We start from the raw sequence: 12,105 nt of genomic DNA on the forward strand, positions 1-12,105 counted from the left end.
CCCAAGATTTCCGCTTGGATTCGGCGGCGGAATTGCCTATGTTTATGATGCGACGTTATCTATTCGACCACTGTCTCCGACCATCGGCCACAGCAATCGACTACAGCTGACGGGGCCAAGCCGCCGCATCCCGCGGGCGGTACGACTGAAATGGAGACTTCACGATGGCCAAGGGCACCGTGAAATGGTTCAATGAAACCAAAGGCTACGGCTTCATCGCCCCGGAAGGCGGCAAGAAGGACGTGTTTGTCCACATCACCGCGCTGGAGCGTGCGGGCCTGCGCAGCCTGAAGGACGGCCAGCCGGTCACCTTCGACATCGAAGCCGGCCGCGACGGACGCGAATCCGCGACGAATCTGGCGCTGGCGTAAGGCCGGGTCGACGACCATCGGACGGGGGCGGCGCTCTGCCCCCGGCCTTTCTCAGTTCATCATGACCGCTGCCCGATCGCGCAGCACATGATCGAAGCCGATGCGGAAGCTGGCTTCGGACACATCCTCGGGCAGGCAGACCGCCGTGCGGCGCCCCAGGGGATAGGCGGGAACGTCGAACTCCCGGCTGACCAGCATGACCCGCATCTTCGCATCGCCGGCGATCAGGGCCGCAATCGCCTTTTCCGCGCCTGAAATCCCGCCAAAGGCATCGCACTCCATCACGAAAAGATCGTAGCCGACCCGATCTTCCAGGATGGCGTTGACCGCTTCGTCAAGATCGTCCGAAGCTTCGACCAGGCTGCCATAGGCCGCAAGCCTCTGGCAGATGAGCCCGTCGCCCTGATCCGTCAACACCATCACCCGCACACCCAGGGTGTGAGAGGCAACCTTCTGGCGGTCGGTCTGAATGAATGTCTGCACGCGCACTCCTCCACTACCTTATGCCAATAACACCAACAATGCGGAGAGCTTTCGCCCGAATAAAGGAAACTTGCAGGAATTCCACAGAAAGACCGCCACATTCACGCCAGAGTCGGCGACTGCCCGGACCGTCTTCCGCACTCGATTGCAGGCGCTACGCTCTTGCCGGCTGGGAAACCGATCCTGATGTTGTTAACCTATTCCAGACCGAAAAGCAGCCCCTTCCAAGGGGGATTACCTTGATTTGAAGCGGGGGCGGCGATGAACCTTCACCTGAACATGACGGACCTGGACCTTCGGCGGGACCTGGCAGCGGCCTTTCGCTGGACCGTGCGGCTGAATCTGCACGAAGCGGTGGCCAACCACTTTTCGCTGGCGGTGAACCCCGAGGGCACCCGATTCCTCATCAACCCGAACGGGCGGCACTTCAGCCGGATCACCGCGTCCTCGCTGGTCGAGATCGACGCCAACGATCCCCGAACAATGTCGCGCCCCGACGCGCCAGACCCTACGGCCTGGGGCCTGCACGGTGCGATCCACCGCGCCTGCCCCCATGCGGCTTGCGTGATGCATGTCCATTCCATTCACGCCACGGTCCTGGCCAGCCTCGCCGACTCGCGCCTGCCTGCCATCGACCAGAACACCGCGATGTTCCACGGCCGCATGGTCATCGACGACCGGTATGGCGGCATGGCCTTCGAGGAGGAAGGCGCCCGCTGCGCGCAACTGCTTGCCGATCCGAAGATCACCACGATGGTCATGGGCAACCATGGCGTTCTGGTCATCGGGCGGACCGTGGCCGAGACCTTCAACCGCCTCTACTACTTCGAACGCGCGGCCGAGACCTACATCCGCGCGCTCCAGACCGGCCGCCCCCTGCGCGTCCTGTCCGACGAGATTGCCGAAAAGACCGCGCGCGAGTGGGAAAGCTATCCCGGGTTTGCCGAAGCCCATCTGCGGGAATTGCGCGCGATCCTTGACGCCGAGGATCCCGGCTACGCCGACTGACCGCGGCCGCCGGTCGCCCCCGCCTGCGTCGGAAAATCGTCTTCGCTTTTCCCCGCCCTTACCCTAGATCAGGACCAAAGGGAGTGCTTCATGTTTTCCGATCCGCTGTTCATCTTCGCCGGCATTGCCTGCCTGGTCGTGCTTGGCATCCTGCTGTTCGGCATCGCCACCTTCGCCCGCGGCGGTGAGTTCAACAGGCGCAACGCCAACCGGATCATGCGCTGGCGGCTGGGCGTGCAGTTCGTGGCGGTGGTGCTGATCGTGGCCTTCGCCTGGCTGCGGGCGCGGGGGCAGTAGGCATGGTCGTCCTGTCCAAGATCTACACCAAGACCGGCGATGCCGGGGAAACCGCCTTGGGCAATGGCGCGCGGGTCGCCAAGCACTCGCTGCGGGTCAGCGCCTACGGCACCGTGGACGAAACCAACGCAACCGTCGGCCTCGCGCGGCTCCACGCGACCGGAGAGATGGCCGAGGCCCTGACGCGCATCTCGAACGACCTGTTCGACCTTGGCGCCGACCTCTGCACCCCCGACCGGCATCTGGACGCCACGCTGTCCTACACGCCGCTGCGGATGATCGAGGGGCAGGTGACGCGGCTTGAACGCGAAATCGACGCGATGAACGACCGCCTCACGCCCTTGCGGTCTTTCATCCTGCCGGGCGGCTCGGTGCTGGCGGCGCAGTTGCATCTCTGCCGCACCGTCTGCCGCCGGGCCGAACGGCTGGTGGTGGAACTTGCCACGATGGAGGATGTGAACCCCGAGGCGGTGCGCTACCTCAATCGCCTGTCCGACTGGTTCTTCGTCGCAGGCCGGATCGCCAACAACGACGGCAAGGATGACGTGCTGTGGGTCCCCGGTCTGACGCGCTGACAGTCTGATCGCCTCGCACGATCAAAACGCGGCGTCGCGTCGCGCTTACCTGTCGTATTTGGTCTGTTCCGACCGCCCCCGTTCCGGTAACAGGCGGGGCGAGAGCTTGTGCGGCCTCGCGCCGCGGTGGATGAGGAGGTTGCGGCCCATGAAGGTTCTGGTCCCGGTCAAGCGGGTGATCGACTACAACGTGAAGGTGCGGGTGAAGGCGGACGGGTCGGGGGTTGACCTCGCCAACGTCAAGATGAGCATGAACCCCTTCGACGAGATCGCGGTCGAGGAAGCCATCCGCCTGAAGGAAAAGGGCGTCGCGACCGAGGTCGTCGTCGTCTCGATCGGCGTGAAGCAGGCGCAGGAGACGCTGCGCAACGCGCTGGCCATGGGCGCGGACCGCGCGATCCTGATCGAGGCCACCGACAACGTGCATGTGGACATCGAGCCGCTGGCCGTCGCCAAACTCCTTGCCGCCGTGGTCAGGGAAGAGGCTCCGGGCCTCGTCCTCTGCGGCAAGCAGGCGATCGACAACGACATGAACGCCACGGGCCAGATGCTGGCCGCGCTTCTGGGCTGGAGCCAGGCCACCTTCGCCTCGGAAATCGCCATCGAAGGCGACCATGCCAAGGTGACGCGCGAGGTGGATGGCGGGTTGCAGACGATTTCCGTCAAGCTGCCCTCGATCATCACCGTCGATCTGCGGCTGAACGAGCCGCGCTATGCCAGCCTGCCGAACATCATGAAGGCCAAGGCCAAGCCGCTGGCCACCAAGACCCCCGCCGACTATGGCGTGGACGTCTCGCCGCGCCTGACGGTGGTCAAGACCGTGGAACCGGCGGGCCGCAAGGCGGGGGTGAAGGTCGGCTCGGTCGATGAACTGATCCGGAAACTGAAAGACGAAGCGGGGGTGATCTGAGATGGCCGTTCTTCTTCTTGCCGATGTTGTCGACGGGAAACTGGCGACCGACCAGGTCGCCAAGGCGCTGACCGCCGTGAAATCGCTGGGCCCGGTGACGGTGCTGGTCGCCGGTCCCGACGCCGGCGCCGCTGCGGCCGAGGCCGCGACGCTGGACGGCGTGGCCAAGGTGCTTCTGGCCGAGGATGCGGCCTATGCCCATGGTCTGGCCGAACCCACCGCCGCGTTGATCGTGTCGCTTTCGGGCGACTACGAGCACATCGCCGCCGCCTCGGGCGCGCTGGCAAAGTCGGTCCTGCCGCGCGTGGCGGCCCTTCTCGACGTGATGGTGATCTCGGAAGTCCTCGCCGTGCATGACGCCGCGACATTCGACCGGCCGATCTATGCCGGCAACGCGATCCAGACGGTCAAGACTTCGGATGCGAAGAAGGTCCTGACGATCCGCACCGCGACCTTCGACGCGGCGGGCAAGGGCGGCAACGCGCCGGTCGAGAAGGTTTCGGCCAACGTGGACGGCAGCCTCTCGGCCTGGGTCGAGGACAAGGTGGCCTCCTCCGACCGGCCCGAGCTGACCAGCGCGGGCATCGTCGTCTCGGGCGGGCGCGGCGTGGGCAGCCAGGCCGACTTCGCGCTGATCGAAAAGCTGGCCGACAAGCTGAACGCCGCCGTGGGCGCCAGCCGCGCGGCGGTTGACTCGGGCTATGCGCCGAACGACTGGCAGGTCGGCCAGACCGGCAAGGTCGTGGCGCCGGATCTCTACGTCGCAGTCGGCATCTCGGGCGCGATCCAGCATCTGGCAGGGATGAAGGATTCGAAAGTCATCGTCGCGATCAACAAGGACGAAGAGGCGCCGATCTTCCAGGTCGCCGATTACGGGCTGGTGGCCGACCTGTTCCAGGCCGTGCCGGAGATGATCGAGAAGCTGTAAGGCAAGGTGGGCAGTATTGCCCACCCTACGAGGGGGTCACCGCCGGGTGGCCCCCTTTGCCTTGGCGACCAGCCGCCCGATTTCCGGCGCAAGCCGCTCTGCCGCCTCGGCATGGACGGCAGCCCCCGGCAGCGCGCGGGCCTGCTCTACCTCGGTCGGCGGAAAAAGCATCCCCGCCGCACCTTCGGTCAGCGCGGCGGGTGAGGCCACGATCTCGACCAGGCGCGTCGCCATGCCCTGCACCGCCGCCAGCATCCGCCTGTCGACCAGCGAAGGGCCGAACCCGGCCTCGGGCCCGGTCGCAGAAGGCGGCGGCGGGGTCTCGGACAGCCAGACCAGCACCCGCGACCCCGGCAGCTGCGCCAGAAGGCTGCGCATCCGGTCGACCCAGTTGTCCTGAAGCACCCGCAGCACCGTGGCAAAGCGCAGCGGATCGGCGCGGCGCAGGGCCGTCAGCAGGTGCCGGGTGAAATGGATCTCGGTGAAGTCGACCTGCGGATACAGCGCCCGCAGCGCCGGGGTTGCGGCCAGGAACCGGTCATTCCGTCGGGCATGAACGCTGTAAAGCGGATTGCTCATCCCTTCGGCCCCGGTGATCTGGACCACGGCCACCGCCGCGCCTGCGGCAATCTCCAGCGTGGCCGGATCGCCCAGATACAGGTCCGGCCCCGCATTCTGCGCGGCAAGATTGACCACCGGACAGTCCAGCGCCCGCTCCAGCAGCGCGGGCCAGGGCTGGGCCACATATCTGCCGAAGCTGGCCGACCCGCCCAGCACCGCGACGTAAGGACGCGACAGCTCGCGCTGCGGCCCCCGGAACACCGCCCGGGACGCGCCATAGCGACACGGAAAATAGTCAAGCGCCCCCGCGCCCGCATCATGATGCATCATCCCACCACCCGATTGCAGTCACCCGTCGCAATCTGTGGCCGAGAGTGGTTGCCGAATGGCTAAAATCGGGCGGTTGTCTAAAAGGCCCGGCATTTTGCCCGTCCTTGCGCGGGCCGGATCGCCCGGGCATAACCGGGGGCGACAGATGGAGGTTCGGGCAATGGAGATCAGGCTGGTGGGCGTCGTGGGCGCCGGGCAGATGGGCAATGGCATCGCCCATGTCTTCGCTCTGGCGGGATACGATGTGCTGATGACCGACATCTCGGAGGAAAGCCTGCAAAAGGCGCTGGCCACCATCGAGAGGAACCTCGACCGCCAGGTCGCGCGCGGCAAGGTCCTGCCCGCCGACAAGCGCGCGGCGATGGAGCGGATCCGGACCACGCTGAAACTGGCGGACCTTGGCCAGTGCGACCTCATCATCGAGGCCGCAACCGAACGCGAGACGGTGAAGCAGGCGATCTTCGAGGATCTGATCCCGCATCTGAAGCCGACGACGATCCTGACCTCGAACACCTCGTCGATCTCGATCACCCGGCTGGCCAGCCGCACCGACCGGCCGGAAAAGTTCATGGGCTTCCACTTCATGAACCCGGTGCCGGTGATGCAGCTGGTCGAACTGATCCGCGGCATCGCGACCGATCAGGAGACCTGGGAGACGCTGCACGAGGTGGTCCGCAAGCTGGGCAAGACCGCCTCCAGCTCCGAGGATTTCCCGGGCTTCATCGTCAACCGCATCCTGATGCCGATGATCAACGAGGCGGTCTATACCCTTTACGAAGGCGTGGGCAACGTGAAGTCGATCGACGAGTCGATGAAGCTGGGCGCCAACCACCCGATGGGCCCCTTGGAACTGGCGGATTTCATCGGGCTCGACACCTGCCTGTCGATCATGAACGTGCTGCACGAGGGGCTGGCGGATACCAAATACCGGCCCTGTCCCCTGCTGACGAAATATGTCGAGGCGGGGTGGCTGGGCCGCAAGACGCAGCGGGGGTTCTACGACTACCGGGGCGAAGTGCCGGTGCCGACACGGTAGGGCAATGGCGTGCCGTCGCGCGCCCTACGCGCGGTCCTTCAACGCCAGCGTATGCTCACGCAGCCAGGCCAGGAACCCGCGCGGGTTCCCCTCCCACTTCTTCAGCTCCTCCGCCGGGATCGGCGCGCCGATGACGGGCCGCGTGGGCTTGAAGAGGCACCGCTTGATCTCATACAGCAGCAACCCCTGCCGCAGCGTGTCGGAAATCTGGTTGGCGATCTGAAAGAGCCGGCTGTTCTGGCCGGGGAAGTAGATCGGCAGGATCGTGGCCCCGGTGGACTTGACGATCTTGTGGGTGAAGACGTTCCACTCGCCCTCCACCGCCGGGCCCCACCAGCCTTCCGACATCGCGACCTTGCCGGCCGGGAACAGGATGATGGCCCCCCCGGCCTTCAGATGCGCCAGCGTCTGTTCCCGCATCTGCAGGCCCAGCTCGCGGGCGTTGTCCTCGTGCGGGAAGGGGACGGGGATCATGAACTCCTCGACCTCGGGGATCCCGGTCAGCAGGCTGCGGGTCAGGATCTTGAAGTCCGACCGCACGCGGTTGACCATCTCGGCCAGCACCATGCCATCCACCAGCCCCGAGGGGTGGTTCGACACCACGACCAGCGGGCCGGTCGGCGGGATCAGCGCGATCTCTTCGGGCGGGGTCTGGATCGTGATCCCCATGTGCCGGATCGCCTTGGGCCAGAAGGGCGAGCCGAAGGGCGCGCCGGACTTCTCGAACTTGCGGATCAGGCGCAGAAGCTGAACCTTGGCGGTCAGCCATTCGATCGCACGGATGGTTCCGGCCTTGAACGGGTTCTTGAACGTGCCCGCATAGGACAGCCGCCGCATGTCATACTGGCGGTCACCCCGACCGGCCGCAGACACGGGCGTCTCGGTGGCGATCTGGCTCTGTTCTGTCACTAAGCGGCTTTCCCCGGCATTGCCCGGAACGAGTCAGGGCATCCGCCTCAATAATCCTCTCCGAACCGCGCCGCAACAAGCGCCTCCAGAGCATCGGCGAGTTTCTCCGCCTCATCGCCCGAGCAGGTCACGTCGATCGAGGTTCCGCGCGATGCGCCCAGCATCAGCAGGCCCATGATCGAATCGCCCGAAACCTCCATCCCGTCCTTCGACACCGTGGCCCGGGCGTCATGCGCCTCGACCACTTCGACGAACTTGGCACTGGCGCGGGCGTGCAGGCCCTTTTCGTTGACGATCCGCAAGGTACGACTGGTCATCTTGGTCCCTCAGGCCCCGCTGCCGAGGTCCAGGCTGTTGATATACTTGCGGCCTGCATCCAGTGCGGCCGCCACAGCCTCAGGAACACCAAGGTCGCGCGACTTGGCAAGCTTGATAAGCATCGGCAGGTTCGCGCCATACAGAATCCGGCGGCCACTGGCCGCACAGGCCGGCAGCGACAGGTTGGACGGCGACCCGCCGAACATGTCCGTCACCAGGATCACGCCCTGGCCCTGATCGACGGCATCGGCGGCTGCGCAGATTTCCGCCTGCTTGGCGCTGCGGTCATGGTCGTCCTCGATGGAAATCGCCCGGACCCCGTCCTGGCGGCCCACGACATGCTCCACCGCCGAGAGGTATTCCCGCGCCAGTCCGCCATGCGCCACGATCACGATACCGATCACGCGTGTGATACCTTCATTGCGTCCGGCTGCCCCGCGGCGGCCTTGCGTTCAAGTTCCCGGTGTCGTTTTGACACCGGCCAGCCGCCTTCCGCAAGCGCGGAACCGACCATTTCCGCCATGGCAACCGACCGATGTTGCCCTCCGGTACAGCCGAACCCGATGGCAAGATGCGCCTTGCCCTCGTCCAGATGGGCCGGAAGAAGAAACAGCAAGAGTTCGCTCACCTTCTGGAAGAATTCGGCAAAGCGCGGGTCGGCGCGAACAAAGGCTTCGACCGCCGGATCGCGGCCATCCAGCGGGCGCAGCGCCGGTTGCCAATGGGGATTCGCCAGGAACCGGCAATCGAAGATCATGTCCATCCCGCGCGGCACCCCGCGCTTGTAGCTGAAGGACTGCACCGAGACCGACAGCCGCCCCGCCGTCCCCGCATCGAAGCGGCGGGTGATCTCGGCCTTCAGGTCGTGCTGGGTCAGTTCGGTCGTGTCGATAAGGTGGTCGGCCCGCACCCGGATCGGCGTCAGCAGGTCGATCTCCCGCTCCACCCCCTGGGCCGGGGTCTCGTCCGGGGCCAGCGGATGGCGGCGGCGGGTTTCGGAAAACCGCTGGATCAGCACCGAGGGCGCACAGTCCAGATACAGCACCTCAAGCCCCACCTTGGGGTCGCGGGTCAGCTTGTCGATCAGCTCGATCAGCGCGGTCGCGTTGAAATCGCGGTTGCGCACGTCCAGCCCCAGCGCGATGGGACGGCCCAGCGGCGGCCCCTCGACCAGACGCGGGACCAGCGACAGCGGGATGTTGTCGATCCCCTCATAGCCCATGTCCTCCAGCACACGGATAGCCGTCGTCCGCCCGGCACCCGAAGGGCCGGTCACGAAGACAAGGTGATGATCCATCGAAAGGTCGGGCATAGGGTCGGGTTCCGAGGCTGTCATGCCTCACGTCCATGGCGAAGATAAAGCATCAGCGCGTCTGGAAAATGGTCATTCTGCACTTGCAGCACAAGGGCGACGGGAACTCCCGCAATCGTGACCGTGCGGCGCGGCGGCAGGCGCTCGGTCTCCGGCTGGCCCAGATCGGCCACCAGGCCGATGTCGGCTGACCGCACGGACGGCACGCGCAGAAGCCCCACGCCCCGCGCCTCGATCACGCCTGTCAGATCCGGGTTCGGACAGCTGGCCCGCAGATGCCCGGCGTCGGCCATCACCCGGGTCCGGTCGTCCGACACCAGCGCCGCGCCCAGCGCGATCAGCCGCAGCGCCAGCGACGATTTCCCCGCCCCCGAAGGCCCAAGGATCAAGAGCCCCCGGGTCTCGACCGCCACGCAGGTTGCGTGCAGGGTGATGCTGTCCGTGGTCACACCGGCAGACCGACGACGAACCGCGCGCCCAGCGGGTCCGAGGTCGGGTCGGCGGCAGTGGGGCGGATGTTCTCGGCCCAGATCACCCCGCCATGCGCCTCGACGATCTGCTTGGAAATCGCCAGACCAAGGCCGGAATGCTTGCCGAACTCGGATTGCGGGCGTTCGGAATAGAACCGCTTGAACACCTTGGTCAGCGCCTGTTCCGGGATGCCCGGGCCGGTGTCTTCCACCACGATCAGCACCCGGTTCTCGCGCCTGCGCGCCCAGACGCGGACCGCATCGCCGTCCTCGCAGAACGAAATCGCGTTGGTGACAAGGTTCACGAAGACCTGCGCCAGCCGCGCCTCCAGCCCGTGAATCACGATCGGGTCCGGCGGCAGGTCGATGATGAAATCCACCCCCTTCTCGCCCGCCTGCTGGCTCAGATACTGGCAGAGGTTGGACAGGGTCTTGAGCAGGTTGAACTCTTCCTCCTCCTCCTTCACCAGCTCCGAATCCAGCCGCGAGGCGTTCGAGATATCGCTGACCAGCCGGTCCAGACGCCGCACGTCATGCTCGATCACATCCAGCAGCTTGTCGCGGTGTTCGTCCTTCTTCACGAACCGCAAGGAGCCCACCGCCGACCGCAAGCTGGCCAGCGGGTTCTTGATCTCATGCGCGACATCCGCCGCAAACTGCTCGTTCGCGTCGATCCGGTCATACAGCGCCGAGACCATCCCCCGCATGGCCACCGACAGCCGCCCGATCTCGTCGGGGCGCGCGGCAAGGTCGGGGATGCGGACCCGGGACGGCGCCACCCGGCGCGAGTCGCGGTCGCGGCCCACTTCGGCGGCAGCGGCCAGGTCCGACAGCGGGTTCGAGATGGTCGAGGCCAGCATCACGCTGAGGCTGATCGACAGCACCACCGCCAGCAGGAACATCTGCAAGACCTGCTCGCGCTCATAGCGCACCAGCCGGTCGATCTCCTGGCTGTTCGAGGTGATCGCCACCACGCCCACAAGGTCGTTGTCGACCGTGATCGGCGTCGCCACAGTGAAATACATGCTGCCTTCGCCGTTGCGCGTGACACGGGTCACCACCTCCCCTCCCCGCGCGCCCTCGAAGGCGGCGCGGGCATTGTCGGCCGGATCAATGGTCTCGGTCCAGTCCCGCTGTCCCTGCCGGAACAGCACCGTCACCACATTCCAGACGCGCTCCAGGAAATCGGTCACGATCGTGGGCTGATCGGGGTCGGTGACCAGCGTCCCCCTTCCCTGCCCCACGCGCGACGCCAGAAGCTGGCCGGTCGGATCAAAGACGAAGACCTCCAGCACCGGGTCCAGCTCGATGTCCTGCAACGGGATGCGGAAATCAAAGCCGGTGCTGCCCTTGCTCAGATGCGCCTCGTAGACCGAGGCGATCAGTTCCGCCTGCCGCACCATGCCCAGCTGCCGCTGCAAGGCCAGGCTGTCGCGGAACGGGTTCATGAACAGGACCCCCACCGCCAGAAGGACCAGCGCCATCAGGTTGAAGACGACGATCTTCCGGGCCAGGGGCGAGCGGTTGAGCCCGACGATGCTGCGCCCGCCCCGGCCTTCCTTCAGCCGCTCGACAGTGGCGTCTGGCGATACCCAGTCCTCGCCCAGCAGAACGTCACCCGACCGCTTGGGCCGGACATCATTGGGGGCGATCCTCGGGGCCGATGACATGGCGGCGGCTGTTACTCTTCGTTGTAGCGGTAGCCGATACCATACAGCGTCTCGATGGCCGAAAACGTGTCATCGACTGACCGCATCTTCTTGCGCAGCCGCTTGATGTGGCTGTCGATGGTCCTGTCGTCGACATAGACCTGATCGTCATAGGCCACGTCCATCAGCTGATCGCGGCTTTTCACGAAACCCGGCCGCTGGGCCAGCGCCTGCAACAGCAGGAACTCAGTCACCGTCAGCGCGACCTCCTTGCCCTTCCAGGTCACCGAATGGCGCAGGGGGTCCATCCGCAGGTTGCCCCGCTCCATCATCCGGGTCTCTTCGGTGGCGGCAGCCTCGCCGGTATTGATCGCCTCCTGCCGGCGCAACAGCGCGCGGATGCGTTCCACCAGCAGGCGCTGGCTGAAGGGTTTCTTCACATAATCGTCCGCGCCCATCCGCAGGCCCAGGACCTCGTCGATCTCGTCATCCTTCGAGGTCAGGAAGATCACCGGGATCGAGGTCTTCTGCCGCATCCGCTGCAACAGGTCCATCCCGTCCATGCGCGGCATCTTTATGTCCAGGACAGCCATGTCCGGCATCCGGCGGCTGAAGGCCTCGAACGCGGACTGGCCGTCATTGTAGGTCTCGACCTCGAACCCTTCGGCTTCCAGGGTCATCGCGACCGAGGTCAGGATATTCCGGTCATCGTCGACCAGGGCGATGCGGGACATCTTCGTGCCTCCCTATACTGCTGCTGCCTTGTCTTTATTTTCCAAGCATTTTCAGGGCTGCCACCGGGATAATCAACAGAAATCCGAATCACCCCCGAAACAATGGCCCGGGTGGTGACAATTTCGCCCAGGCGGGCGACAATTCTGCAACCCATCCGGGTTTGCCGGGCGATGGTGGCGCTAACGGCGGAATGATTGCGCTAACTGTTTGAAA

The 12,105-nt window shown here is 65.5% G+C and carries 16 protein-coding genes; 7 read left to right on the forward strand and 9 right to left on the reverse strand.

Annotated features, from left to right (window positions below; all coding sequences use genetic code 11):
• Window positions 1-164 precede the first annotated feature (164 nt).
• Window positions 165-371 (forward strand): cold-shock protein, encoded by a 207-nt coding sequence (locus D5084_RS12425; protein ID WP_103258321.1) that lies wholly within the window; start codon window positions 165-167, stop codon window positions 369-371.
• 51 nt (window positions 372-422) lie between these two features.
• On the opposite strand, the gene D5084_RS12430 is transcribed toward D5084_RS12425, so the two are convergent.
• Window positions 423-854: a hypothetical protein gene (locus D5084_RS12430; protein WP_128515813.1), complete on the reverse strand. Its 432-nt coding sequence runs from the start codon at window positions 852-854 to the stop codon at window positions 423-425.
• Between the two features lie 261 nt (window positions 855-1,115).
• On the opposite strand from D5084_RS12430, the gene D5084_RS12435 reads away from it, so the two are divergent.
• The 5 genes from D5084_RS12435 (at window position 1,116) to D5084_RS12455 (ending at window position 4,572) form a co-directional block, all read left to right on the forward strand.
• Complete coding sequence (locus tag D5084_RS12435) at window positions 1,116-1,862, forward strand: class II aldolase and adducin N-terminal domain-containing protein (RefSeq protein ID WP_128515814.1); 747 nt, start codon at window positions 1,116-1,118, stop codon at window positions 1,860-1,862.
• A gap of 90 nt (window positions 1,863-1,952) precedes the next feature.
• On the forward strand, window positions 1,953-2,159 hold the full coding sequence (locus D5084_RS12440) for a twin transmembrane helix small protein (RefSeq protein WP_128515815.1): 207 nt from the start codon (window positions 1,953-1,955) through the stop codon (window positions 2,157-2,159).
• Between the two features lie 2 nt (window positions 2,160-2,161).
• Window positions 2,162-2,734 carry a cob(I)yrinic acid a,c-diamide adenosyltransferase gene (locus D5084_RS12445; RefSeq protein ID WP_128515816.1) on the forward strand — a complete coding sequence of 191 codons (573 nt, stop codon included), beginning with the start codon at window positions 2,162-2,164 and terminating at the stop codon, window positions 2,732-2,734.
• Between the two features lie 148 nt (window positions 2,735-2,882).
• Window positions 2,883-3,644, forward strand: a complete 762-nt coding sequence (locus D5084_RS12450; RefSeq protein WP_128515817.1) for an electron transfer flavoprotein subunit beta/FixA family protein — start codon at window positions 2,883-2,885, stop codon at window positions 3,642-3,644.
• 1 nt (window position 3,645) lies between these two features.
• Complete coding sequence (locus tag D5084_RS12455; protein ID WP_128515818.1) at window positions 3,646-4,572, forward strand: electron transfer flavoprotein subunit alpha/FixB family protein; 927 nt, start codon at window positions 3,646-3,648, stop codon at window positions 4,570-4,572.
• 36 nt (window positions 4,573-4,608) lie between these two features.
• On the opposite strand, the gene D5084_RS12460 is transcribed toward D5084_RS12455, so the two are convergent.
• Window positions 4,609-5,463, reverse strand: coding sequence for a DUF6473 family protein (locus tag D5084_RS12460; protein ID WP_128515819.1), 855 nt, complete (start codon window positions 5,461-5,463; stop codon window positions 4,609-4,611).
• A 160-nt stretch (window positions 5,464-5,623) separates the two neighbouring features.
• Between D5084_RS12460 and D5084_RS12465 the strand changes: the two genes are divergently transcribed.
• Window positions 5,624-6,499, forward strand: a complete 876-nt coding sequence (locus D5084_RS12465) for a 3-hydroxybutyryl-CoA dehydrogenase (protein WP_128515820.1) — start codon at window positions 5,624-5,626, stop codon at window positions 6,497-6,499.
• A gap of 24 nt (window positions 6,500-6,523) precedes the next feature.
• Here the strand turns inward: D5084_RS12465 and D5084_RS12470 are convergent, their stop codons facing one another.
• Genes D5084_RS12470 through D5084_RS12500 form a run of 7 tightly spaced genes read right to left on the reverse strand, consistent with a single transcriptional unit; the run spans window position 6,524 to window position 11,891 of the window.
• On the reverse strand, window positions 6,524-7,408 hold the full coding sequence (locus D5084_RS12470) for a lysophospholipid acyltransferase family protein (protein WP_238382637.1): 885 nt from the start codon (window positions 7,406-7,408) through the stop codon (window positions 6,524-6,526).
• Window positions 7,409-7,455: 47 nt separating this feature from the next.
• Window positions 7,456-7,725, reverse strand: coding sequence for an HPr family phosphocarrier protein (locus tag D5084_RS12475; protein WP_128515821.1), 270 nt, complete (start codon window positions 7,723-7,725; stop codon window positions 7,456-7,458).
• A gap of 9 nt (window positions 7,726-7,734) precedes the next feature.
• Window positions 7,735-8,130, reverse strand: a complete 396-nt coding sequence (locus D5084_RS12480; protein ID WP_128515822.1) for a PTS sugar transporter subunit IIA — start codon at window positions 8,128-8,130, stop codon at window positions 7,735-7,737.
• On the reverse strand, window positions 8,127-9,038 hold the full coding sequence (rapZ, locus tag D5084_RS12485) for an RNase adapter RapZ (protein WP_128515823.1): 912 nt from the start codon (window positions 9,036-9,038) through the stop codon (window positions 8,127-8,129). Before rapZ ends, D5084_RS12480 begins: the two co-directional genes overlap by 4 nt.
• A gap of 20 nt (window positions 9,039-9,058) precedes the next feature.
• Window positions 9,059-9,487, reverse strand: coding sequence for an HPr kinase/phosphorylase (locus tag D5084_RS12490; RefSeq protein WP_128515824.1), 429 nt, complete (start codon window positions 9,485-9,487; stop codon window positions 9,059-9,061).
• Window positions 9,484-11,178 (reverse strand): sensor histidine kinase, encoded by a 1,695-nt coding sequence (locus tag D5084_RS12495; RefSeq protein ID WP_128515825.1) that lies wholly within the window; start codon window positions 11,176-11,178, stop codon window positions 9,484-9,486. The genes D5084_RS12490 and D5084_RS12495 overlap by 4 nt, the downstream gene beginning before the upstream one ends.
• Before the next feature lie 11 nt (window positions 11,179-11,189).
• Entirely contained in the window at window positions 11,190-11,891 is a 702-nt protein-coding gene (locus tag D5084_RS12500; RefSeq protein WP_128515826.1) for a response regulator transcription factor, read from the reverse strand.
• Window positions 11,892-12,105 lie beyond the last annotated feature (214 nt).

This window comes from Tabrizicola thermarum, from assembly GCF_003574395.1.
GTDB lineage: Bacteria > Pseudomonadota > Alphaproteobacteria > Rhodobacterales > Rhodobacteraceae > Tabrizicola > Tabrizicola thermarum.